Origin of the sequence: Candidatus Tisiphia endosymbiont of Nedyus quadrimaculatus (assembly GCF_964059235.1) — a bacterium.
Taxonomy (GTDB): Bacteria; Pseudomonadota; Alphaproteobacteria; order Rickettsiales; family Rickettsiaceae; genus Tisiphia.
In genome coordinates, this window is record NZ_OZ060452.1 from 1,371,466 (window position 1) to 1,395,545 (window position 24,080).

General features: G+C 34.2%; 22 protein-coding genes. 11 read left to right on the forward strand and 11 right to left on the reverse strand.

Annotated features, from left to right (window positions below; translation table 11 throughout):
* Window positions 1-9: 9 nt before the first annotated feature.
* From AB3211_RS06605 to AB3211_RS06640, 8 genes are all read right to left on the reverse strand, one after another.
* The gene (locus AB3211_RS06605; RefSeq protein ID WP_367364047.1) at window positions 10-870 is read right to left on the reverse strand and encodes an Rpn family recombination-promoting nuclease/putative transposase; all 861 of its coding nucleotides are present in this window, start codon (window positions 868-870) and stop codon (window positions 10-12) included.
* Window positions 871-907: 37 nt separating this feature from the next.
* Entirely contained in the window at window positions 908-1,315 is a 408-nt protein-coding gene (locus AB3211_RS06610) for a hypothetical protein (RefSeq protein ID WP_367364048.1), read from the reverse strand.
* Window positions 1,305-1,643 carry a phage head closure protein gene (locus tag AB3211_RS06615; RefSeq protein ID WP_341754754.1) on the reverse strand — a complete coding sequence of 113 codons (339 nt, stop codon included), beginning with the start codon at window positions 1,641-1,643 and terminating at the stop codon, window positions 1,305-1,307. The genes AB3211_RS06610 and AB3211_RS06615 overlap by 11 nt, the downstream gene beginning before the upstream one ends.
* A 6-nt stretch (window positions 1,644-1,649) precedes the next feature.
* On the reverse strand, window positions 1,650-2,189 hold the full coding sequence (locus tag AB3211_RS06620) for a head-tail connector protein (protein ID WP_367364049.1): 540 nt from the start codon (window positions 2,187-2,189) through the stop codon (window positions 1,650-1,652).
* 219 nt (window positions 2,190-2,408) lie between these two features.
* Complete coding sequence (locus tag AB3211_RS06625; protein WP_367364050.1) at window positions 2,409-2,657, reverse strand: GIY-YIG nuclease family protein; 249 nt, start codon at window positions 2,655-2,657, stop codon at window positions 2,409-2,411.
* Between the two features lie 116 nt (window positions 2,658-2,773).
* Window positions 2,774-4,309: a phage major capsid protein gene (locus AB3211_RS06630; protein WP_367364051.1), complete on the reverse strand. Its 1,536-nt coding sequence runs from the start codon at window positions 4,307-4,309 to the stop codon at window positions 2,774-2,776.
* A gap of 551 nt (window positions 4,310-4,860) precedes the next feature.
* Window positions 4,861-5,646, reverse strand: coding sequence for a TatD family hydrolase (locus AB3211_RS06635; RefSeq protein WP_410521590.1), 786 nt, complete (start codon window positions 5,644-5,646; stop codon window positions 4,861-4,863).
* Window positions 5,643-6,671, reverse strand: a complete 1,029-nt coding sequence (locus AB3211_RS06640) for a mitochondrial fission ELM1 family protein (protein ID WP_367364052.1) — start codon at window positions 6,669-6,671, stop codon at window positions 5,643-5,645. The genes AB3211_RS06635 and AB3211_RS06640 overlap by 4 nt, the downstream gene beginning before the upstream one ends.
* A 375-nt stretch (window positions 6,672-7,046) precedes the next feature.
* On the opposite strand from AB3211_RS06640, the gene AB3211_RS06645 reads away from it, so the two are divergent.
* The 3 genes from AB3211_RS06645 to AB3211_RS06655 all read left to right on the forward strand — a co-directional run bounded on the left by AB3211_RS06645 (window position 7,047) and on the right by AB3211_RS06655 (window position 10,310).
* Window positions 7,047-7,586, forward strand: coding sequence for an invasion associated locus B family protein (locus AB3211_RS06645; protein ID WP_341758368.1), 540 nt, complete (start codon window positions 7,047-7,049; stop codon window positions 7,584-7,586).
* Between the two features lie 181 nt (window positions 7,587-7,767).
* Window positions 7,768-9,030: a serine hydroxymethyltransferase gene (glyA, locus tag AB3211_RS06650; protein ID WP_367364053.1), complete on the forward strand. Its 1,263-nt coding sequence runs from the start codon at window positions 7,768-7,770 to the stop codon at window positions 9,028-9,030.
* Between the two features lie 251 nt (window positions 9,031-9,281).
* Window positions 9,282-10,310: an IS110 family transposase gene (locus tag AB3211_RS06655; RefSeq protein WP_367363657.1), complete on the forward strand. Its 1,029-nt coding sequence runs from the start codon at window positions 9,282-9,284 to the stop codon at window positions 10,308-10,310.
* Window positions 10,311-10,981: 671 nt separating this feature from the next.
* Here the strand turns inward: AB3211_RS06655 and AB3211_RS06660 are convergent.
* A complete protein-coding gene (locus AB3211_RS06660; RefSeq protein ID WP_367364054.1) occupies window positions 10,982-13,177 on the reverse strand; it encodes a transketolase family protein in 2,196 nt (731 codons plus the stop codon).
* A 280-nt stretch (window positions 13,178-13,457) separates the two neighbouring features.
* Here AB3211_RS06660 and AB3211_RS06665 point away from each other — a divergent pair, with 280 nt between their 5' ends.
* The 6 genes from AB3211_RS06665 (at window position 13,458) to AB3211_RS06690 (ending at window position 17,548) form a co-directional block, all read left to right on the forward strand.
* On the forward strand, window positions 13,458-14,318 hold the full coding sequence (locus AB3211_RS06665; protein ID WP_367364055.1) for a DUF1189 family protein: 861 nt from the start codon (window positions 13,458-13,460) through the stop codon (window positions 14,316-14,318).
* 328 nt (window positions 14,319-14,646) lie between these two features.
* Window positions 14,647-14,883, forward strand: a complete 237-nt coding sequence (locus AB3211_RS06670) for an AbrB/MazE/SpoVT family DNA-binding domain-containing protein (RefSeq protein WP_367364056.1) — start codon at window positions 14,647-14,649, stop codon at window positions 14,881-14,883.
* Window positions 14,877-15,206, forward strand: coding sequence for an endoribonuclease MazF (mazF, locus tag AB3211_RS06675; RefSeq protein WP_341758363.1), 330 nt, complete (start codon window positions 14,877-14,879; stop codon window positions 15,204-15,206). Before AB3211_RS06670 ends, mazF begins: the two co-directional genes overlap by 7 nt.
* Window positions 15,207-15,465: 259 nt before the next feature.
* Window positions 15,466-16,164 (forward strand): pseudouridine synthase, encoded by a 699-nt coding sequence (locus tag AB3211_RS06680; protein WP_367364057.1) that lies wholly within the window; start codon window positions 15,466-15,468, stop codon window positions 16,162-16,164.
* Window positions 16,161-16,778: an RsmD family RNA methyltransferase gene (locus AB3211_RS06685; RefSeq protein WP_367364058.1), complete on the forward strand. Its 618-nt coding sequence runs from the start codon at window positions 16,161-16,163 to the stop codon at window positions 16,776-16,778. The genes AB3211_RS06680 and AB3211_RS06685 overlap by 4 nt, the downstream gene beginning before the upstream one ends.
* Window positions 16,779-17,143: 365 nt before the next feature.
* Entirely contained in the window at window positions 17,144-17,548 is a 405-nt protein-coding gene (locus AB3211_RS06690) for a hypothetical protein (protein ID WP_367364059.1), read from the forward strand.
* Between the two features lie 15 nt (window positions 17,549-17,563).
* On the opposite strand, the gene queA is transcribed toward AB3211_RS06690, so the two are convergent.
* Window positions 17,564-18,592: a tRNA preQ1(34) S-adenosylmethionine ribosyltransferase-isomerase QueA gene (gene queA, locus AB3211_RS06695; RefSeq protein WP_367364060.1), complete on the reverse strand. Its 1,029-nt coding sequence runs from the start codon at window positions 18,590-18,592 to the stop codon at window positions 17,564-17,566.
* A gap of 129 nt (window positions 18,593-18,721) precedes the next feature.
* Between queA and AB3211_RS06700 the strand changes: the two genes are divergently transcribed.
* Together AB3211_RS06700 and AB3211_RS06705 are read left to right on the forward strand one after the other, a co-directional pair.
* Complete coding sequence (locus AB3211_RS06700; RefSeq protein ID WP_367364061.1) at window positions 18,722-19,135, forward strand: hypothetical protein; 414 nt, start codon at window positions 18,722-18,724, stop codon at window positions 19,133-19,135.
* A complete protein-coding gene (locus tag AB3211_RS06705; protein WP_367364062.1) occupies window positions 19,122-21,002 on the forward strand; it encodes an autotransporter domain-containing protein in 1,881 nt (626 codons plus the stop codon). The genes AB3211_RS06700 and AB3211_RS06705 overlap by 14 nt, the downstream gene beginning before the upstream one ends.
* Before the next feature lie 237 nt (window positions 21,003-21,239).
* Here AB3211_RS06705 and gyrA read toward each other — a convergent pair whose 3' ends face one another.
* A complete protein-coding gene (gyrA, locus tag AB3211_RS06710) occupies window positions 21,240-23,879 on the reverse strand; it encodes a DNA topoisomerase (ATP-hydrolyzing) subunit A (protein ID WP_410521618.1) in 2,640 nt (879 codons plus the stop codon).
* Window positions 23,880-24,080 lie beyond the last annotated feature (201 nt).

Genomic DNA, 24,080 nt, shown 5'->3' on the forward strand with positions numbered 1-24,080 from the left:
ATACAAAGCTTATTTCTTTAGCTTTTCTATTTCTTCTATGGATAGTTCTGTATATTTAACTATTTTTTCTATCGGCTCATTATCAGCTAGCATTTTTTTTGCCATTGCTATTTTTTCTTCAGCTTTACCTTTATTAAAATTTTCTTCTAGAGCAATTTCTTCTGCATCTTCCTGCAATTTGGTTCTAATATATAAGTCGTATTCTGCTGGGGTAAGCTTATACCGTTCAATCATATGGTAAGCATCTAATACCTTACTGCTCTTAATATCTTTAGGTGGTTCTGTCTCTTGTGTTGCACATTTGAATAGATGTAACCACTCATCAGCAACACTCGTTAATTGTGTTTTTTTAAATTTTCCAAGCTCTATAAATATATAAGAGAGGTCAAATAAATATTGTTTATTAGTAGTAGTCTCAACATTTTTATGAATACTTATATAAGGCACTTCTTTGTCAAATATTCTAGTTTTTACCAATGAAATCACTATTACTGGCAATAAATCCAAGTGAGTTAAACCTTCTATAAGTTGCCCAACATATGAATGGGCAGAATAATATTGTACTCTTTTTAAATAATCGGTTTCATTTCTTTTCTGCATTTCGATAATGTACCAGTTTCCTGATTCATCTTTAACTTTTAAATCAAATACACTTCTCCTACCCTTATGAATCCCCGCTAATTCTTCTACTGGAATAAATTCAATTTCCTTAATTCTGTACATTTCAGATAAATCAAGAACACTATTAAGAAATTCTTTTAAATTCTCCTTATCACGGAAGATTTTCTTAAACAAACTATCATTTGTTGGGTCTAAATATTTTTCCATATCAATTACTCCCTTTTCCTTCAATATTATTAACTCTATCATTTTCTGATCTTTGAGTATATGGAATAGTTGATTTTCATCAACTATTCCCCTTCAATAAAGCTTTATAATCTATCGTAAGCTTAGTAGTTATAAGGTCAGAACTACGCTGAAAATTTATATTACATGCTTTCATACTAGCAACAATATAATCTTGAAGAATACATGCATTAGCTGTTAATTTATTAGTAATTTTTTCAGCAAGTAAAGTCAACAGGCCTTGGTTTTTATCCCTAGCAAAAGCACTTATCTCAAATTCTACCTCGTAAATATTTTGCTCTAATCTTGATATATTTTCAACTTTCAAAATATTTATTAGTAAGAACGGATATTTTGCATCCTGAACTACCGATATATAAATTCGGTCAACGCTAAGTCTAATATCTTGGTCACTAGATAATAATTTATATATTGTCATGTGAAAATCATGAATAAAATTAACAGACATATATCTCTAACCCTATGATATTCAAGAATTTACTTTGTTCTGCCACGTTAATAATCCGCTTAATCTCAAATTGCCTATCTCTAAATGATATACGCATCTTGGTGGTAATGCCTTTGATAAATCTTATTTTAAACAGATAAAACCCTTCCGTCATAATATGACCAAAATTCACAGGTTCTATCGATGTAAATCGATTATCACAAATAGGTTTTATTTCAGCATAAACAGATAATTTCTCTTGCCATTTTTCTTGCTCTATTTCACTTGTAGAAAAGTTTTCTAAAATTTTTACCTGATGCTGCAGACTGCGTGCTACTGATTTTTTCATTTTTAACTATATTTTTAATTGTCTATATGCTAAATACAAATTCTTAACTTCCGTTGACAAAGAAGTAGCATTTTGCCTTTCTCTGTCATACATTTCTGCTATATGCATTAATATGCCATGTCTTATTGATGCTGGGATATTAATTCTATCATAACCAGCAAAATATTCAATCATTAGTTGGCAATTTTCTAATTTTTTATTTAAGCATAATAATGATCTAGCCATATCTAGGTAATATTGCCTAGATTGCAACTCAATCGCTGATCCATCACTACTTGTTAGAGTAATTTTTACTAGCTCCTTTATCGGTTGATATTTTAACTGAAAATTTTGCTGATTTTTAATATTGCAAACAAATTCTATCCTCCTTGTTATTATCGTAAGTTTAGTAAAATTCTCAGCGACCATAATTGCCGCATCTATTAAACTATTAATTAAATCATCATCATAATTACCTTCTATCCTCATATAGTTTTTAACTTCTACCAAAGTCCAAATAGTCTGAGGAATTAATTCAATAACCTTAAATATATTTTTTTTATGCATATAATACCTAGTAAAAAAGGATGTCATCCCCGAATAAGCATTGCTATAATACCCTACATTTTTTTATAATCGTCATAGCAAGGCTCTTTAGATGCCGTGGCGATCTAGGTAAACAGCGAAGCTGTTTTTTCTACTACGCTTCGCGTATCTTGGATTGCCACGTCGCCGCTTTTTCGCGACTTCTCGCAATGACGGTTAAGGAAAAACTTGATTATCGAGTTAAACAATATCTTCATATAAGTCATGCCATCCTGGATTCATTATCTCAATTAATTGTAACTTTTTAGCTCTGCTTCCAGCTTTAATTTGTTTTTCTCTAACAATAGCAGCAGTCATTGTATCTAAGATTTCATAAAAGACTAATAGTATACAATTATACCGTGAAGTAAAACCTTTGATCATAGAATTCTTATGATCATAAACTCTTTTAACCAAATTTGAAGTAACGCCTACATATATGAGTACCATTCTTTTTGTTTGTCATAATATAGACTGTAGGTTGTTTCATATTTTGCCTATCTAGGTTTTTTGGATTGCTTCGTCGGTGCAAGCATCTTCTCGCTAATAGACGTTTTATTTCTGATTCAGCTAAATATCGCCAATTTAATAGCGCTCTGATTTACTACATCGCCTCCTACTCTTTTTACTGCATAAAATTTTACAAATGGCTTATCGGTATAAGGGTCTCTCATGATATTAATACCACCACGATCTATAATTTTATATGCTGATTTAAAATCACCTATGGCAATTGCAATATTATCTTTCCTTATCACGGGCATCTCAGAACAACAAACCACAGGCACTCCAAAAATTGTTTGCTTTAAAGAGTCCGAGAGCGACTGCTGCCAAATAAAACGACCATTATTATCTTGCAGTTTTTGAATGAATGACAAGGTAGTACGGTTCATTAAAAAACTAGCATTTGCCAAATATTCTTCATCAAGTAAATTGATAAAATCCAGTAATTTTTCTGCGGTAACTTGCTCACCCATATCAAAATGTTCTATTTTATCATGATATCCAGATAAAATACCCTGTGGTCTCTTCTTACCATCTCCATTAATAAATGCATCATTTTCGGCTTTTACAAAACTATCTCTTAAACGCTCTATCAGCCAGTTCTCTATCCTAATAGCTGAATCATCTATCAAAGTTTGGCTGGCTTTTGGCTGAGCGTAAAGCTCATGTACAAAAATTCTCTGTTGCTTTAACTTAGAAGCAGTTGTTTCATCTCTTGCCTCTAGATCGCCAACCCAACCACTAGCAAAATTGCCATCTTCAATTACTATATCAAGGGCATTACTAGAAATTATTTCAATTGATGCTAATTGCCTCATAGGTGATCTAGCGTTAATCTCAGTGATTATACTATTATATAAAGTTGGTACTAATAATACCCCACCTTCCTGCTCCCCACTATTTAAGGATTTTTGGATTAATTCACTTTGGCTACCTTTACGAATATAACTATCAAAAGCTGTTTTATACTCAATATCTTGCATCCCCCCTATTTCTGGACGAGATAGAAAATTTTCTAGATTATATATTTTCTCCTGTAACTCATTGATTTTCATCTCATTACTGTTTTGTTTGGTCATTAATTCTGTATCCATGTTATTCTCCATTAAAATTGTATCATTTGAATATATTTGTTTTGTGATATGTGAAATCTTAGCCTGATAATTGGCTGGGAAAGTTACTATACTAACCTCAATTAATTCAGCTTCAGTGATAATTCTTTGGTTTAAGTTATTGTAGTTTGCTATTTTTATATTAAAACCGATGGAAAGACTATCAACTGCCCCTTGACGGACAAGTTCTATAGCCTCTTTGCCTTTTTCAATTTTATTATTAATTACAGCTTCAACTTTTAAGCCGTAATCATCCTCTATCAAAGACTTAATTACACCTATTGGTTTTTGCCAATCATGTTGCCAAAGAAACTTGATATGCGAATGATTAGCTGAGGCAAAAGCTCCTTTAACAATTAAGTCATTATGCTGATCAGAAATATTATAAACACTAGCATAACCTGAAATAACTACGCTATTGTCTGCACTAGATTTTATGATTAAATTTTGAATCACTTGATTCTGCTGTAAGTTTTGAGTATACATATTACCTTATAATTGCAACAACTAATGGTAATATATATTATAAATCTCTAGCACTAAGTGTTTTATGAAAAAAATTTATAAAACAGTAAAATGAGACAAATTATCAATAATTGTTAGCGGTATGGGTATATATATTAACCTCAAGTATCTATGTAATAAATTAATAATAGGCTCAAGTAATCATCGCCATTAGGGGTGACATCCGAAGGGGCAGGGGACACCCTAGGCTATTAAACCGATGTCTTACATCGAATTGAAGTTTAATAAGGTGATAAACATATCTAACTCATTAATTAAAGTTGATTATTAACTATTAGCAGCATCATATGCATTAGTCTATTATGTAAATAAATCTGATTTAAAGATATATTATTTTTATTAGCAATATACTCGATGAAAATCAAGAATTGCGTTGTCGTCTTCAGGGATCTTCGGTGCTCACGTACTAAATGTACGCTCCGCTCCTCGACCCTTCGACTCCTAGCACTTCATAATTTTGATCTTCGTCTATCAACTCTTCATTTACGAGTAGTATATGTGACAATTTCCTTTCAAACAGTAGTTGAATACATAAGATGTGTTTTAGTAAATAAAGACATAAAATTTTTGGAAGTGGCACTTGCTATTGTTTCTAGGTTTGTTTCCTTTATTTCAGCTATTTTTTCTGCTACATATTTAACAAAGGCTGGCTCATTTTGCTTTCCACGCATTGGAACGGGGGCTAGGTAAGGAGAATCTGTTTCAATTAATAATCTATCTAGTGGAATATAACGTACTATATCCTGTAAACTAGCTGCATTTTTAAAAGTTACAATTCCAGCAACCGATATATACATACCAAGGTCAAGCATTTTCTTTGCCAAATGTTTTGAGGATGTAAAGCAATGAATAAGACCGGTAAATGGTGCGTTTTGTATTTCACTGCTTAAAATATCAATAGTATCTTCTTCTGCTTCTCTTGTATGTACTATAATTGGTAACCCGGTACTTTGAGATGCTTGTATATGTTGCCCAAAAGAACCAATCTGTTTATTTTTGTCAGATGTTTGGTAATAATAATCAAGACCAGTTTCACCAATACCAATAATTTTAGGGTGATTAGAATAATCCACAATAGTTTCGCACATAGCGATTTCTTTGACTTCATTAGGATGTACGCCACATGAGGCAAATATATTGCCGTATTTTACGGCTATTTCTAAAATAGCCGGTAATTCCTCAAGGGTAGTACAGATAGTCTGCATGTACTGAACACCATTATCCTTAGCCCGAGCTATTATTGTTGATAAATCTTCTTTCAACATGTTTAAATGGCAATGAGAGTCAATTAATATCATGAGCGTATCCAATTTTTTGAGACTATTATATTAGCAATTTTTTCTACTTCATTAAGCGGGAGATAATTATACTGTTCAAGCTGAGTTACAGATTCGTCTAATATTCTCGCTATTGCTAATTCTACCAATTTTTGTGTAAACGATAGATGTTTAGGTGATTTAAAATTATTAGGACAAAATATGTAAAGAGGCTTGCCAGTGGAGGCTGCCTCACTACACATTGAAATCGAATCAGCAGTGGAAATTATGTAATCTGCCTGTGATAACATACCAAAATAAGGGTTAGGTTTAGTGTTTTCCTCTGTTGGATCATAAATAATGGCAAAGGAAGATATATTGTTTTTAATAATTTCTTTTGCTGAATTGGGGGTGCGTCTACTAAAACTAATAAACAAGCTATATTCTTTGCTTTTTTGTATAAGATTAGATAATATTGTTGCAATTTGGCGAGCATTATCATCGGTAAAAGTATAATTTTTACTATTACCACCGATAATTACTGAGATAAATTTCCCAAGTTTTGGATAATTTTTACGTAATTCAATACCGCCATCCTGTATTTTTGCTTGGACATTGTTCAGACCCCCAGTAATTCTCAATATACTCAAATCACTTGAGTACACATTTAGTTCTTCCTTACTAACTTTATCATGGTGTGGTAAAATAATTAGATCAAATTGCTTGAACGGTAGGTTAGGGTGCATAATTTGAACAATTTTTATTCTACCATTAGACTTATGTTTTAAATAACTTGCTAAAGAAGCAGTTCTTCTCCCGGCAGAAATTATTAAGTCTGGGAATCCTTGCCTGTCTGTAATAAATTCCCACGATTGTAATAGTTCCTTTTTTACATGGATAGGGCTTAATCGGAGTAAGAAATTTGGCAAATTACCCCAAAAATTATATTCAATGGGTTTTAATTCGTAACCAAGCTTGATCTTTTCTGCTAGAGCTATGGCTTGATTGGCGTTACCTACGCTGCTGTCAGCCAGTACCCAAATTTTAGGTTTAGTAGTATCTATCATATTCTTTTCTATGCTTAAACCTTATAGCTAACCTGAGAAGGTTTTAGCTACATTTAATGTTATCTTAAATAAAAAGCAATGTCAATCCCTGCCCCTTCGGATGTACCTCTAATGGCGATGATTACTTGAGCCTACTATTAATTTATTACATCGATACTTGAGGTTTATAAATAGATGACTTAATTTTAACAGATTGACAAATATATTAAATTCAGATATCCTCTAGTCCTTAAATTCGAGTAAGCGAAGAAATCTTAAGGACTAGGTTTTAAGGACTGAAAAAGAGAAATTAGGCGTCATCCTCGCTTACGAAAGGGCGGCAATTCGAATCTGTCATTGCCCACTAATAATATAAATAATTAAATAAGTAGAATTATGACAAACTGTATTAAAAAATCATTGTTTGTTACAGCTGGTCTTGCTGTAATGGGTTTGGGACTATTTCTTGGTAATCCTAGTAGAGTTGATGCTGCGGTTAAAGAGGGGCAAAAATTTTCAGATTGGGTAGTTAACTGCACCACAGATGCTGAAAAAAGACAGGTCTGTTATTTAAGTCAAGCAATTAACTCTACCAATAAAGATGGTAAACAACAAGTGTTAGCTGTGTATCAAGTAGGTTATTTGGGTAGTGGTAAGGCAAAAAGTTTAAAAATGATACAAATAGTTCCTACTGATGTTTCTGTTGCTCCAGGTACGTCAATTATTAGTTCTCAAAAATTAGTTGCTCCAGGTAAGTACGTTACTTGTACAAAAGATTCTTGTCAGGCTGTTGCTGAAATATCAGATAAAGATCTTAAAGATATTTTATCAAAAGATGCTAATCCTATCGTGGGGATAATGAATTCAGCTGGTCAACAAGTAAATCTTCCACTTTCTACGAAAGGTCTTGAAGAAGGCTTGAAAGCGTTAAAGTAACCTGAGTTCACCCCAATTCGAGATAAGAATTAGTTAATTCTTATCCCAAATTCGCATGAGTTCGATATAATGTTACCGTACTCTCGATGCCATTCCCAAATGACATCGAGTGGGTGAGTGGATGACATACCTCCTCCTGAAGTTAAAAATAACTTTACAACTAAAATAGTAAGTTAGCCCAATGAGTATTTGTCCTAATAAATTATCTGAAACAGATAATGAAATATACCAAATTATTAATGCTGAAAAAAAGCGTCAGCATGATTTTATCGAATTGATTGCTTCTGAAAATTTTGTAAGCCCGGCAGTATTAGAAGCACAAGGGTCAGTTCTTACCAATAAATATGCTGAAGGATATTTTGGAAAACGCTATTATAATGGTTGTGAAGAGGTTGATAAAGCTGAGCTTTTAGCAATAGAACGAGTGAAAAAACTATTTAATTGTAACTATGCTAACGTTCAGCCTCATTCCGGCTCTCAGGCTAATCAGGCAGTATTTTTAGCCCTATTAAAACCACATGACACCATACTTGGTATGTCGCTAGATACAGGGGGGCATTTGACTCATGGTGCTTCCCCTAACTTGTCTGGCAAATGGTTTAACTCTGTGTCCTATTTGGTGAATAAAGAAACTTTCTTAATTGATTATTCACAAATAGAGCAAATGGCCGTGCAGCATAAACCTAAATTGATTATAGCTGGCTATTCTGCTTACTCACGTCAATTAGATTTTAGCAAATTTAGGGAAATTGCTGATAGAGTAGGGGCATATTTGCTAGCAGATATTGCTCATATTGCCGGACTTGTTGCTACAGAGGAACATCCAAGTCCCTTACCTTATGCTCATGCTGTTACCTCTACTACTCATAAAACTCTGCGTGGTCCACGTGGTGGTATTATTCTTTCAAACGATGAGGAATTGGGCAAAAAGATAAATTCTGCTTTATTTCCTGGCATGCAAGGTGGACCGTTAATGCATATTGTTGCAGCAAAAGCAGTAGCATTTTTGGAAGCCTTAAAACCAGACTATCATCTTTATATAAAACAGGTTATGAGTAATGCAAAAGCTCTTGCTAGTAGTTTAATGGCAAGAGGCTATGATATTTTAACTAATGGCACTGATAATCATATAGTATTAGTGGACCTGCGAAAATATGGTATAACTGGTAAGATGGCCGCAGATTCGCTTGAAAGAGCCGGCATAACCTGTAATAAAAATGCTATACCATTTGATACAACTTCACCGTTCATTACTTCTGGTATTAGGCTTGGTACTCCAGCATGCACCACTAGAGGTTTCAAAGAAAAGGAGTTTATAGAAGTTGGCGAGATGATTTGCAACGTATTAGATGGATTGAAAGCTACGCAAGATAATAGTGATTATGAGCAAGAAACTCGCAAGCAAGTTAAAAAATTAGTAGATAATTTCCCGATTTATGTTTAATACCATTTCCCATTATTAACTACGCTATTTAGCACTACAGTGTAGTACTAATGTCAAAACGATGTCATCCCAGCTTTCGCTGGGATCTAATAATGTTTAATAGTCTTTTAGGCTATTTTTTTAGATTCCCGCCGTTGCTAAGAATGATGGTATGGACGAGTAAGTAAAAGAAACTTTACTTACTACCGTGATCACGAATATAATTCGGTCACATAATTATACTATTTAATAATTAAAAAGGAGTCCATACCATGAAAGATATTAACATACTAGGCATTGATTTAGCAAAAACAATTTTTCATATTGTTGCATTAAATAAAGATGGTGAAAAAATATTAGCTAAAAAATTACACAGAGAAGAATTTGAAGACTACATTTTAACAAACATTCCCAAGAATAGTTTATTGGTAATGGAAGCATGTGGCAGTTGTCATTATTGGAGCAATAAGTTTATGGAATCAGGTTTTACAGTAAAATTACTTAAACCATGTGATGTAAAAGCTTTTGCAAAAACTCGGCAAAAAAATGATACAAATGATGCTTTGGCAATAGCAAGAGCAGGAAAAGATCCGGAGTTAAAATCGGTTCGTATAAAAAATATATCACAACAAGAGATTAGTTGGTTACATAAACGTCGGCAACATATTATTAGACAAAGAGTACAATATAGTAATGGTTTAATGAGTGATTTACTTGAATTTGGTTATTACATAAAAATGAGTAAATCTAAATTTGCCCGTGAGGCATTAAATATAGTAGAAGATGCCAAAAATGCTGGTGTGATTTCAGAGAGAATGTATAAGGAAATGAAGGTAATAGCTGAAGAAATTGCTACGTTATTAATACAAGAATCAGCAATAGATAAACAGCTAATAGCAATAAATAAAGAATCTGAAACAGCTACTTTATTAAAAACAATACCAGGTATTGGAGAAATTAATGCTAATATACTAAGCATAGCAGCTTATGAAAATTATGATGATTGTCGAAGTTTTGCTGCAAGTTTGGGATTAGTGCCTAAGCAAAATAGCACAGGTGGTAAAACAAGTCTTGGATCTATCACTAAGAAAGGAGATAGATATGTTAGAACTATGCTGATACAAGGAGCAAGGTCTATTGCAATCAGAGCAAAAATACAAAAGGACCCCACTGATCATTTAGTGCTATGGGCAAAAAAATTGTTGGGAAGGATGAGCTTTAATAAGGCTGCTGTGGCAATAGCAAACAAATTAGCTAGAATAGCGTATGTATGTGTTACAAGAAAATGTGCATATGCTTGATAGTTGGTGGTGTATACTCGATGAAAATCAACAATTGCGTTGTCGTTGTCCAAGACCTGCGGTACTCACGTACTAATGTACGCTGTGTTCCTCGGCTTAGACACTCCTAGCACTTGTTGATTTTGATCTTCGTCTACCAACTCTTCATTTACGAGCAGTATATATAGATTTATCTGTATTTTATCTATATAAAAGAAGAAGTAAGTAAATAGGATTTAAGAGGTACGATATAAGCGAAAGTGATTGGAGATAATAAATGGGCATTCCAAAAACAAGTCCGAGATTTTATGTCAAGGCTCTAGAAGCCGTAAGAATGAGTGGATAACTCCAAGGATTGCGTGGAATGCGAAAACTATTATGGCACTAGAGGCCGAATATATGACAGCTCTGGGTAGTAACTACAACTGTAGTATACTGCTCGTAAATGAAGAGTTGGTAGACGATAGAATCAAAATCAACAAGTGCTAGGAGTGTCTAAGCCGAGGAGTGCAGCGTACATTAGTACGTGAGTACCGCAGGTCTTGGACAACGACAACGCAATTGTTGATTTTCATCGAGTATATTATCGTAGTTAATAATGGGAAATGGTATTATGTATGAATTCGGGATAAGAATTAGTTAATTCTTATCCCGAATTCGCGTATATTCAGCTACTGTTTGAAAGGAAATTGTTACATATTGCTAATAAAAATAGTCTCTTTCATTTCCTTAATTTTTGCCATAATCTTTTCTAGGATATTTGAAGGAGTAAGACCAAAATATGAGTATACATCTTCAGAACAGCTAGATAGACCAAATTGGTCGACTCCAAAGAACAGCCCGTTTTCTCCGATGATTCGATGCCAGCCGAAACTACTTGCAGCTTCTATAGCAACTTTTAAGTTACCCCTAGATAAAATATTTTGGATATAGCTAGGTTTTTGTTTAAAAAACAGCTCAAAACATAATATTGATATGACCTCAGATTTAAAACCATGGTTAGTTAGCATCTCTTGTACTTTTAAAGCAATTGATAATTCAGAACCTGTGGCAAATATAGTAATAGTTTGACCGTCATCCCTATTGCTTATGTCATCCTCGTCACTACACTCATTGTCATCCCTGTTCCCGATGTCATTCCCGCGAAGGCGGGAATCCATAATGTCTAATAACCTTTCATGGTTTTCTTTAGATACCTGCCTTCGCAGGGATGACAGTGAATGTAGTCGCGGGAATGATATAAAACCTGACAATATATACCCACCTTTAGAGCATAAATTTTGTGAACTGATGTGGCTAACTATTTGATTTTCCTGATCTTGAATCTTAGTAATTTGAGGAACAGCTTGTCTTGTTAAAGCAAGAACAGAAGGACCTTGTTTATTAGATAGTGCAATTCGCCAAGACTCGGCTGTTTCTATATAGTCTGCAGGGCGTAGTACCATCATATTTGGTAAGCTTCGGAGGGCTGCTAGATGTTCAACTGGTTGGTGAGTAGGACCGTCTTCTCCTACACCGATTGAATCGTGAGTCATTATATAGATTACTTGTTGTTGCATAATAGCAGAAAGTCGCATACTTGGCTTCATATAATCAGAAAAGACTAGAAAAGTAGCACCTACAGGCAAAAATCCTGATAATGACAGTCCGTTCATGATAGAACCCATAGCATTCTCACGAACACCATAATGGATGTAGTTGCCGCTAAAATCATCTTTACTGATTACCTTACTATGATTATTTTTGATATTATTGGATAATGATAAATCAGCTGACCCAAAAATAATTTTATCAGATAGTTTGCTTAATTCTTCTACAATTCTACCGGATGAACTACGAGTTGCTTCATCTTTTACCGGGATAGGGATATTATCAAGAAAAGAACAATCGATATTAGGTCTAGCAAAATACGCTTTTTGTTCTTGACTTATATCAACAAAGTTTTCCTGCCAATTATTATAACTCACTTGATTTCTTAGCCAAGCGATGCCCCATAGGTCTTGTAATTCTTTTGGCAGGTCAAACTCTTCATCCTTAAAACCTAAATTTTCTTTTAGCAGTTTAACTTCGTCTTTGCCAAGGGGCGAACCATGGGCTGCATTTGAATTTACCTTGTTAATAGAACCTTTGGCAATTAAAGTACGACAGGCAATGAAGTAGGGTTTATCAGAATTTTTTGCCCTAGTTAAGCTGGCATTAATTTGCTCAAAATCATGTCCATCAATAGATTCGGTAATCCAACCCATGGCAGCAAATTTAAGCAAATGGTCTTCAGATACGGTAAGGTTGCTAGGGCCATCGATGGAAATTTTATTATCATCAAATAAAACTATTAGGTTATTAAGGCATAAATGCCCAGCTAAAGAAGCAGCCTCGTAGCTTATACCTTCCATTAGGCATCCATCTCCAATTATACAATAAATCTTATGATCACTAAGATCTTTGCCCAATTTTTGTTGATATTTTTTTTGACCAATCGCCATACCCACTGAAGTAGCAAATCCCTGACCTAAAGGCCCTGTAGTAGCCTCAATAGCTTCATATGCCCCATATTCTGGATGTCCAGGAGTTTTTGAATGTAATTTTCGAAATTGTTTTAAATCTTCTAAGTGAAAATTTTTATAATTTGTTAAATAATAAAAACTATAAAGCAACATAGATCCATGCCCAGCTGATAGAACTAGGCGATCACGGTCAAACCAAGTTGGATCATTAGGATTGAATTTAAGAAAATCAAACACTAAAACTGTCATCACATCTGCCATACCAAGTACCATACCCGGATGCCCTGACTTGGCATGTTCTATGCTATCACTTGCTAAAACTCTAATACAGTCACTTAATTTATAATATTTTTCTGAATATTTTGGTATTTTATTAAACTTCATTATAATAAATATTAATTTTATGTTAAAAGATATATACTTTACCAAGTGTGCAAGTTTTATTAACTTAAGTAACCTCGGTGTCATCCCTGCTTCGGTGCGGGATCTAAAATAACAATATTATCTATGCTATTTTTTTAGATTCCTGCCGTTGCTAAGAATAACATCAACCCTTAAAAACTATTATACTTACTTAAACTCACACACTTGGTTACTTTCCTAGTTTCAAGAATTGGAATACATTGATAAAATTTTTTTACGAATCTACATCAAAATAGATATTATGACAACAAAACTATTATCCGTTTTCTCGTGGTTTGCTACTTTATTTCATCAATTACGGTTATCAATTAGTTCAATAAATTTTTACCAAGATGTTTATAGATCATATACAGGGTATGGAATTAAGTACATATTTACGGTATCTTTTATATCATCATTGATTTTTTGTCTTTTTATATTTAATTATTTGTTGGCTTTGACGGATTATTTTACTGAAAACCGCACTACAAAAAGCACCACAACTATTGAATATATATTAAAACAGTTACCGGAAATCTATTATGATGGTAGTAAAATTTTAGTTAATCAAGATGAACCTATATATTTACTCGATGAAAATGGTAATAAAATTGCTGTTATAGACTCAAAGAATCAACTACCTTATAGCGAGAAAATTAAAGTTCCTATCCTCTTTAGTAGCAATAATATAACCCTTACTACGATTGAAATAACTGATAAAAAAAAGAGTGCATTTAGTATTGGATATTCTAAATTATTTACTTCTGATCAAAAAATTCTAACTGAAGACGTCATTAAAAAGCATTTTTCCGGAATCCTTACACAAGTACCGAAGGTATTTATTTACATTTTAATGCCGATAATGATAGTTGTTCGTTTTGTAACAATTTTATTCGAAAAAAGCTTTATTATCACATTAGTATATTTGTTAACTAACTATTTTGGTCCTAAATCTTCTTGGCAAACATGTACTAGGATAGTATTATTTTCAAGTGGAGTAGCCATTTTATTACAACCTATTATCGTTATATTTTTACCAGAATTGAGTGGCATGGTATCTTTTATACAGATGTTTGCCTATTTTTTACTCCTTTTGGGGATGTTGCAAATACGAAGTAAATAGGGAAGGGGCAGGGTAATTTAAAAGTCGGATTGTAAGCCTAATAGATAAGGGAAAAAGTGCTTGATATGTACTCGGTGTCATTCCCGCGTAGGCGGGAATCTAAAAAAATAGTCTGAAAGACTATTAAGTAATATATATCCCAGCCTACGCTGGGATGACATCGGTAGTGGTTGAATTTGTATCTATAACAACTAATGATCGCGACTTTTAAATTACCCTGGGTAGGGGGGTGATATAGCTCCAAGCAATGACGAAAAAGAATTTTTAACTTGCAGAATGTAGGTTTATTGTATATACTTGTTTATACAGTAACAATATTAATGATATTATGCAAACTCAAATCCAAAAATGGGGAAATAGCTTGGGAATTAGAATTCCTAAACATCTAGCTGATAAGTTACATTTTCAACAAGGTACATTTGTTAATTTAGAAACAGCTAATAACTATTTGATTATCAGTACAGAAACATCAGAATTAGATATATTATTGGATAATATTACAGATTCTAACTGTCATCATGAAATATTAAATGATGACATTGCTGTAGGTAATGAATCGTGGTAACATTCATACCTGAAAGAGGGGATGTAGTTTGGCTTAATTTTGAACCTCAAAAAGGCAAAGAGATTCAAAAAACACGACCAGCGGTAGTTCTTACTCCTTATAAATATAACCTTAAGAGTGGTCTTGCTCTATTTGTACCTATCACTAGTCAAATTAAGGGCTATCCTTTTGAAGTGATAATAAACTTTGAACAAATAAAGGGAGCAGTATTATGCGATCAAGTACGATCTATGGATTGGAAAGCCCGCACAACAACTAAAATTCTTACATTAGACAAAATACTCATAAATGTTATATTATCAAAATTAAGACTATTATTGTAGTTATACATTGCTATGAAACAAATAAAATGGCTGTTGTTCGTCATTGCGAGGAGGCGATGGAATCGCCGACGCGGCAAACTAGGATACGCGAAGCGTTACTCTAAAAAAACAGCTTCGCTGTTTACCTGGATCACCACGGCGTCTGCGACGCCTCGTGATGACGGTTGTAGCCAATTTATGACTCCTTAAGTTGACGCCTATGTGCAATGACATATCTAGTAAGTAAAAAATATAGGATGTTTATTTGAGACAGGATAGTATGCAAAGACTAGCAAAAGCGATTAGTAACGCAGGGATATGTTCAAGACGTGATGCAGAACTGCTTATTAAAAATAATCAAGTAAAAGTAAATGGTGTTATTATTGATTCACCAGCAACCAATATTGATGAAACTAGTATTATTGAGGTGTCGGGAAAACTAATAAATCAACAACATATCCCACGTTTATGGGTATATTACAAACCTATTGGACTCATTACTTCGCATAAAGATACAAATGGTAGAGAAACGGTATTTGCCAGTCTTGCAAAGCTGAATCTGCCTAGAGTAATCTCAATAGGGCGACTGGATATCAATAGTGAAGGGCTATTATTACTAACCAATAATGGTGATTTAGCAAGAAAGTTTGAGCTACCATCAAGTAAAATAGAACGTGTATATAAAGTCAGAGCATATGGTAACCCAAATCTTTTGCTAAAAAATTATAGAAATATAGAAATTGATCAAATACGTTATGATCCCAAATCAATTAAATTAATAAAATCAGGCAGGACAAATTGTTGGTTTGAAGTAGTTTTGACTGAAGGTAAAAATCGTGAAATTAGAAAGATATTTGAACATTTTGGCTTGACTGTTAACCGGTTAATTAGAATTAGCTATGGAGATTTTTTATTAGGTAATTTGCAACCAAATCAGTATAAAGAACAGCCATTCGAAAAATTTAAAAAATTTTTATGATTAGAATTATAGCAGGCAAACATAAAAATCGGATCATACCTACCTTAAAAAACTCTAACTATCGTCCTTCCACAGGGAAAATACGAGAGGCCATCTTTAGTATACTAACTTCAGGAGAATTTAGTGATGGCAGATTATTTAGCAAGGAGTCTAAAGTTCTCGATTTATTTGCCGGCACAGGTAGTCTAGCTTTTGAAAGCTGTTCTAGAGGTGCTGGGGCTATTACACTAATTGATATAAATAGTGATTATTTGCGGGTAGCAAAAGAGTTTGCTAGTAAAATAGGTGAGCTGGATAAAATGACTTTCCTAAATATTAATGCAGTAGCTCTACCTTCGGCTTATCACAGCTTTGATTTAATTTTTATTGATCCGCCATACGGTCATAATCTTGCCCCAAAAGCAGTAAATGCTTTAAAAAAAGGTCAATGGTTAAAAGATGGTAGCATTATTGTAGTCGAACTTGCTAAAATCGATGATTTCTTTGATGATTCTTTACAGCTAATTAAAGAAAAAATATATGGTGATAGTAAATTGCTTATCTTAAGTCATAGGGAGAATAGCCTAGAGTCATTGCGAGAAGCCACTTTGGTGGCGACGAAGCAATCTAAATGACGTCAGATACATGAATGTTCTATAATATATATTATGGAAAATAAAATTCTTTATAAAAAATATTGATTTGTTATATATAATAAATTACTCTATTGTTAAATATAGAATGATTCTATGCTGTAGACAATTATCAAGCTACCTGTACGAATCATTCTTCTGTAGAGACAGCGGGTGCAACTATCTATGATTGGCATGATGATCTTATGCTGAACTATAGGAATTGATTGGCATATACTCAGTTAACTTCAAGAGTTGGCGTTCCCGCAACCAAAGATATGTGCTGCTCACGTCTACCCAACTCTTGAAATCATAGCAGTATATTATTATTCAAAGGTTCTAAAATGTTTTTTATACGTTTATTAAATATGATTAAAAAATATGTAGCAATAATATTTATGGTTTGTATAGGTGAGCTTATTTTGCTTCACTATGCTGCTAAAGCTTCCCCTCTTTTTCAGGGGCTTAGTATATTACTAACTATTTGTTCGTTTATATTATTGATTTTGGCTAATGAATATTATCTTAAAAATAAGAGTGGAAAAATCTATATTATTTTAGATTTCCTGATTATAAGCACTTTTGCGTTATGTAGCTGGTTAGGAATAACAATTATATTTATTATCGTAGATATTTACGATAACAAACCTTTAAGCAGTTGGTCTGAATATTGCTATATGAATAGAAAAGCTGCATATTTTGTATTTTTACCATGGATATTTCTTAATGCTTTCAAAGCATTAAGAGCTCTTTGTAAGAAAGATAAGAAATAATAATTCTTATCTTTCTTATAGCTTTTTATAAAGAAGCATTGCATCACCATAACTAAAAAACCGCATTCTCTTATCTATAGCATATTTGTAGATATTAGTTATTTCCTGATAACCAGCAAACGCACAAACTAACATGAATAATGTAGACTTTGGCAAATGGAAGTTGGTAACTAACATATCCACAATTTGAAATTTAAATCCTGGTCTAATAAAAATGGTTGTTTCAAATTCTCCGTCTTGTATTTGTCCATCAATGATACTGCTTTCTAACGCCCGTAAGGACGTCGTTCCCACGGCTATTATCCGTCGGTTTTCTTTTTTTGCCTTATTAATGATATCTACAGTTTTTTTATCTATATGATAATATTCTGAATGCATTTTATGTTGATCCAAATCCTCAGTTTTAACTGGTAGGAACGTCCCTGCCCCAACATGCAAAGTAATAAAAGCAGTTTCAATATTTTTTGCTTTAATTAATGCAAGTAATTCATCAGAAAAATGTAGCCCTGCAGTTGGAGCGGCTACTGCTCCAAGGTTCTTACTATAAACTGTTTGGTATCTATTATTATCCTCTAGTAAATTTTCGTGCCTCTTTATATAAGGAGGTAACGGAATTTCACCATATTTCTCTAAAAATTCAAAAACTGAAATATTATCTAGAAAAAATTCGACCTCAACCTGCCCCATTACAAGTTTTTTACTTATAATAATCTTATTACAACCAAAATCAAATTGATCTCCTTCATTAAGTCTTTTTGAAGGCCTGGCAAAACCATGCCAATAATTATTATTTATTGGCTTATTTAGGTATAAATCGATCTTTTTCCCATCTTTATTCAATAGCAATTTGGCTTTAATAACTTTACTATCATTAAACACCATTAAATCACTAGGGCATAGATAGTCAATTATATCATAAAACTTGGTCTGCACTAAGTGATTATTTGGTACAGCTATCAACAAATTAGACTCATCTCGTTTTTTTTCTGGTTTCTGAGCTATTAACTCAGTCGGTAAGGTAAAATCAAAATCAGATAATTTCATTAGATATCTTCAAAGAGTTTGGACGATTATGTTTAAATATAATCACTCCGTCAATGATTATTTCACAAATCCCTTGTGTTACTGATCCCTTGTGTTACTGTAATAAATTAGCTATTTAAAACAGGTTCTATGTGCTTATCTAAGGTTAAAATACTTATAGCAAAGGTGCTATTTGTAATATCTGCATTGGGGACTGTAATTATTATACCAGTTACGGTATATGGAACTGGTGATTCATCTAGGCATGAGGCAGTAGCACTTTTTAATACTCCATTGGTTATTAATGAAAAACGAGCATTTGAACAGTTTAAAAAACAGTTGGGTGTTAACCGACCCAACTCTTACCTAACTAAGGTGGCTAGTTTTTTCTATAAAAAACAAGGACAAAATGAATTCCCACTAGGAGAGCTGAATATTGAACTTACTTCTTCTGAACTTTATGATGATATAGCCCCTGATGAACCTTATGTGAATATAGAAAAAACAAAAAAAAAATCAGGAGGATACAACCGATGGACAACAACCAATAATGCCAGTAGCTAATGTACCACAACAAGCAGGATTAGAAGGAGTTGGAGCAGGATATAATCCTGCCCCACTTCTATTTCCTAATAATGTACAACAACAAAGAGAAGATGGAGACGAAGTTAGAAGACCACCAATACACGTATATGTACCACAAGATCATCAAGAACAACAAGATCATTTGCAAGTAGATATAGAAGAACATGTACCGCCAGCAGGAAGAGTACCTACGCCGCTACCTGTACCACCAGTAGAAGAACCAGAAGAAGAACATGTACCGCCAGCAGGAAGAGTACCTACGCCGCTACCTGTACCACCAGTAGAAGAACCAGAAGAAGAACATGTACCGCCAGCAGGAAGAGTACCTGCACCGCTACCTGTACCACCAGTAGAAGAACCAGAAGAAGAACATGTACCGCCAGCAGGAAGAGTACCTGCACCGCTACCTGTGCCACCAGTAGAAGAAGCAGAAGAAGAACATGTACCACCAGCAGGAAGAGTACCTGCGCCGCTACCTGTACCACCAGTAGAAGAAGTAGAAGAAGAACATGCACCACCAGCAGGAAGAGTACCTGTGCCGCTACCTGTACCACCAGTAGAAGAACCAGAAGAAGAACATGTACCGCCAGCAGGAAGAGTACCTGCACCGCTACCTGTACCACCAGTAGAAGAAGCAGAAGAAGAATATGTACCGCCAGCAGGAAGAGTACATGCACCACCACCTGCACCGCCAGCAGAAGAAGTAGAAGAAGAACATGTACCGCCAGCAGGGGGAGATGGAGCTGTTGGAGTACCGCTAAAAGAAGAAGTACCTACATCGCCAGCAGAAGCTATAGCACCACAAGAAAAAGTTGCACAGGTAGCAAGGGTAACAGCAGCATTAGCGGAAGAATTATTACAAAAACAAAAAGAAACAGTAAGAAATATTGCCTTAGCACTGAATGAAATAATTATCTTGTCTCATGAATTCGCAAACTCATCTATTGATTTAAGATTAAGCGATTTAAAACATCTAAACAATCTTTCCCCTCCCGCTGCTGGTGATGAAGATAATATTGTTCCTAAAAATATGTGGGTTAGTGGTACGATAGGTATAACCAAATATAATGGGAAAGGCTTGTTAAGTAGCTATACTAGCAGAACTAGTACCACAACTATTGGGGGTGATTTAGAGTTACCTAATGGCAACATTATTGGAGGGGCTTATAATTATGTTCTCTCTCACTTTAAATACAAGAATCATACTGACAAAGTTGCTGCCCACACCCACGTAATATCTATATATGGTCAAACTAACTTGTCTGAGAAACTAATATTACAAGGATTTCTTTCCCGTGCTTTTGCTAATGTTTCTGCAAAATTACCAGTACAAAACCAGCTAGCTAAAGCTAAATTTGCTAATAGCTCATATAGTAGTAAGATAGTAGTTGCTTACAAATCAAAGGTTGGTAAAGCTTTAATTATTCCCCATATTGGGCTTAAATATGGGGGACAGGATATTGCTGGATATGAGGCAAGCTTTGAAACACAAAGTCTATCGGTAGCTGCTACTAACAGCCGAAGATATTCGGGGCTTATAGGATTTGAAGCAATTATGCCAATGAAGATTAGTGATACTACCCAAGTGATTCCTAGATTGTATATGGAAGTCGAAAAGTTTTTACATAATAAGCAGCAGAAGCTTCATATGCAGGTCATGTCCGACCCAAGCAGTAAAGAGGAAATATTGCTGCTTGAAAAACCTGCTAAATACAACTATAAAATTGGCGGAACTATCACTATAAAACATGGATCAACAGAAATCATGGCAGTATATAACTATTTAGCGTCTAATAATAAATATTCAAGCCATCAAGGTTCACTTAAATTAAAATTATCGTTCTAGGCTCTTATATCGTGAGGGTTGATGTCATTATAAAAATAATTATTATTCTAAGCACCTTCGATGTCACCCCTGTGAAGGTAGCGGGGTCTAAAAAAATAGCCAAGAAAACTATTTAAACTTTTCTAGACCCCTGCCTACGCAGGGGTGACATCGAAGGGGAATCAGGGGTAACATCAACCATAACAGGGATGATACTGATAACTTGTTAAACCGAACTCAGGTTATATTTATATATTATCATTCGAGTATATCCACATCTACCTCTTCCTCAGGGCTATCAGCAATCAATGCGGTAGAAACTACTTTTTCTTCTTGTTCGGTTTTGAATAATATTACACCACTAGTATTACGACCAGTTATACGTACAGATTCAAGTTTACACCTAATTAGTTTGCCATTATTAGTAATTAACATCAACTCATCAGACATATCAACCGGCATTACTCCAACAACTAATCCAGTTTTGTCAGACACATCCATATTAACAATACCGCTACCACCACGGTTAGTAATCCTATATTCGTATGCGGAACTTCTTTTTCCGAAACCATTTTCACTAACAGTAAGAATAAATTCTTCTGAAACAGCCATTTCTAAAATCTGTTCTTTATTTAACTGTACATCAAATTCTTCCGGGGTAAATTCCTTGCCACCCGCTATTAGCAACCTATTCTCTATAGGAATTGATAAATAGGCTTCCCTTTCTTCCATTGTACACGATATTCCTTTTAATATTGTCATAGAAATAACGTAGTCGCTAGAAGCAATCCTCATACCTCTTACACCATCAGAAGTACGGCTTTTAAATACCCTAACTGAACTAGCTGGGAATCTTATAGCTTTACCAGCTTTGGTTGCCAGTAAAACATGGTCTTCATCCTTACAAACTTTAACATCTATTAAATGGTCATTATCATCAAGCCTAATAGCAATTTTACCATTTGATTGAATACGTTTAAAGTCTGATAAATCATTCCTTCTAATATTACCTTGGCTTGTAGCAAAAATAATATTCAAACTGTCCCACTCATCCTGATTTTCAGGCAATGGCATAATATTATTTATACGTTCTCCTTCTTTTAAAGGTAAAATGTTGACTATTGGTCTTCCTTTACTCTGAGGATTACCAAGTGGCAGTTTATATAATTTTAAGCTGTATACCTGCCCGGTATTTGAGAAAAACAACATAGGTGTATGAGTACTGCCAACAAATATTTGAGTGGTAATATCTTCGTCCCTCATTGACAGCCCTGACCTCCCCTTCCCTCCTCGTTTCTGTGCTCTATAGGTAGCAAGAGGTACACGTTTAATATAACCGCCCAATGTCACGGTCACAACCATTTCTTCTCTTTGGATAAGATCCTCAATATCTTGATCAAAATCACCTAATTCAATGCTAGTAAGGCGGGGGGTAGCGAATTCATCTTTGATTCTAATTAACTCATTTTTTAGGATCTCTAGAAGTTTCTCACGTGATGCTAGAATGTCAGTATAACCCCTAATCTCCGTAGCTAGTTCCGCAAGATCATTTTCTAATTTATTCTTCTCCATAGCAGTTAAACGTTGCAATCGCATTTCAAGAATTGCTTTTGTTTGTGTTTCAGTAAAATAACATTTACCATCATCTGCTATCATTGCTCTATCATCAACAAGTTTTACTAGATCTATTATAGATGACGCATCCCAAGTTCTTTGCATTAGTTGCTCTTTAGCACTTGCCGGATCATTGGAAGATTTAATTATTCTAATAACCTCATCAATGTTACTAACCGCAATCATTAGTCCCAATAAAATATGAGCCTTATCACGAGCCTTATTTAACAAATATATCGTCCTGCGAGTTATTACTATTTCTCTAAAATTGACAAAAGCAGCTATCACTTCTTTTAAGTTCATAACTTCTGGTAGCCCATCTCTTAGAGCTAACATAATCACACCAAAACTAGTTTGTAGCTGGGTATAGGAATATATTTGATTCAGCACCACTTCTGTTACAGCATCTTTCTTTATTTCAATTACTACTCGAATACCATCCTTATTTGATTCATCTCTAAGATCACTGATACCTTCAATACGTTTTTCCTTGACTAGTTCGGCAATTTTCTCAACCAATTTCGCTTTATTAACCATATATGGTATTTCTGTAATAATAATAGCCTGCCTATTATTAGCAATCTCTTCAATTTCGCTGCGTCCTCTAATTAGAATACTCCCCCTACCCGTTAAATAAGCCGACCTAATACCGCTTGTACCAAGTACTATACCAGCAGTAGGAAAATCAGGTCCTTTAACTACGGTCATAAGTTCTAATATTTCTACATCATTATTATCAACATATAGGCAGCAAGCATCAATTATTTCTCCAAGATTATGAGGAGGAATATTGGTAGCCATGCCAACAGCAATACCATTAGTTCCGTTCACCAAGAGATTGGGAAACATTGACGGCAATACCGTAGGCTCCCTCTCAGAGCCATCATAATTTGGCGTAAAATCAACGGTTTCTTTATCAATATCTTCGAGCAATGTATGAGTAACTTTAGCAAGTCTTGACTCTGTATACCTCATAGCAGCAGCAGCATCACCATCTCGTGAACCAAAATTACCCTGCCCATCAACGAGCAGTACTCTTAAAGAAAAGTCCTGTGCCATCCTCACTAATGAGTCATAAATTGCAGCATCACTATGCGGATGGTATTTACCCATCACATCACCGACAGTTCTTGCTGACTTACGATAAGGTTTGTTAAAGTAATTAGATGCTTCATACATTGCATAAAGGATTCTGCGATGCACTGGCTTTAGACCATCACGTACATCTGGAATTGCCCTACTAACAATTACACTCATAGCATAATCTAAGTAAGAGCCTTTCATCTCATCTTCAATGCTAATAGATATTAAGTTTTGACGATCTAAATTAGTCACAGTTAGAACCTACATTTATTAAAGTAATATTAGAGTAGTTTAAGTATATTACATATTCCGAAAAAAATCTATTGCTGAATGAGCGTAGACTAGCTGGAAAAGCTATTTTTTTCCAAGTAGTAGCTATAACCCGATTAACTATAGACGTTT

Bases quoted from the DNA above. Each gene is read 5' to 3' on its own strand.
- AB3211_RS06645 (WP_341758368.1), top strand. From the start codon at position 7,047: ATGACAAACTGTATTAAAAAATCATTGTTTGTTACAGCTGGTCTTGCT.
- AB3211_RS06640 (WP_367364052.1), bottom strand. From the start codon at position 6,671: ATGATAGATACTACTAAACCTAAAATTTGGGTACTGGCTGACAGCAGC.
- glyA (WP_367364053.1), top strand. From the start codon at position 7,768: ATGAGTATTTGTCCTAATAAATTATCTGAAACAGATAATGAAATATAC.
- AB3211_RS06680 (WP_367364057.1), top strand. From the start codon at position 15,466: ATGCAAAGACTAGCAAAAGCGATTAGTAACGCAGGGATATGTTCAAGA.
- AB3211_RS06685 (WP_367364058.1), top strand. From the start codon at position 16,161: ATGATTAGAATTATAGCAGGCAAACATAAAAATCGGATCATACCTACC.
- AB3211_RS06630 (WP_367364051.1), bottom strand. From the start codon at position 4,309: ATGTATACTCAAAACTTACAGCAGAATCAAGTGATTCAAAATTTAATC.
- AB3211_RS06700 (WP_367364061.1), top strand. From the start codon at position 18,722: ATGTGCTTATCTAAGGTTAAAATACTTATAGCAAAGGTGCTATTTGTA.
- AB3211_RS06620 (WP_367364049.1), bottom strand. From the start codon at position 2,189: ATGCATAAAAAAAATATATTTAAGGTTATTGAATTAATTCCTCAGACT.
- AB3211_RS06660 (WP_367364054.1), bottom strand. From the start codon at position 13,177: ATGAAGTTTAATAAAATACCAAAATATTCAGAAAAATATTATAAATTA.
- AB3211_RS06615 (WP_341754754.1), bottom strand. From the start codon at position 1,643: ATGAAAAAATCAGTAGCACGCAGTCTGCAGCATCAGGTAAAAATTTTA.
- AB3211_RS06670 (WP_367364056.1), top strand. From the start codon at position 14,647: ATGCAAACTCAAATCCAAAAATGGGGAAATAGCTTGGGAATTAGAATT.
- queA (WP_367364060.1), bottom strand. From the start codon at position 18,592: ATGAAATTATCTGATTTTGATTTTACCTTACCGACTGAGTTAATAGCT.
- AB3211_RS06690 (WP_367364059.1), top strand. From the start codon at position 17,144: ATGATTAAAAAATATGTAGCAATAATATTTATGGTTTGTATAGGTGAG.
- AB3211_RS06705 (WP_367364062.1), top strand. From the start codon at position 19,122: ATGCCAGTAGCTAATGTACCACAACAAGCAGGATTAGAAGGAGTTGGA.
- AB3211_RS06665 (WP_367364055.1), top strand. From the start codon at position 13,458: ATGACAACAAAACTATTATCCGTTTTCTCGTGGTTTGCTACTTTATTT.
- AB3211_RS06635 (WP_410521590.1), bottom strand. From the start codon at position 5,646: ATGATATTAATTGACTCTCATTGCCATTTAAACATGTTGAAAGAAGAT.
- AB3211_RS06605 (WP_367364047.1), bottom strand. From the start codon at position 870: ATGATAGAGTTAATAATATTGAAGGAAAAGGGAGTAATTGATATGGAA.
- AB3211_RS06655 (WP_367363657.1), top strand. From the start codon at position 9,282: ATGAAAGATATTAACATACTAGGCATTGATTTAGCAAAAACAATTTTT.
- AB3211_RS06625 (WP_367364050.1), bottom strand. From the start codon at position 2,657: ATGGTACTCATATATGTAGGCGTTACTTCAAATTTGGTTAAAAGAGTT.
- gyrA (WP_410521618.1), bottom strand. From the start codon at position 23,879: ATGAAAGGCTCTTACTTAGATTATGCTATGAGTGTAATTGTTAGTAGG.
- AB3211_RS06610 (WP_367364048.1), bottom strand. From the start codon at position 1,315: ATGTCTGTTAATTTTATTCATGATTTTCACATGACAATATATAAATTA.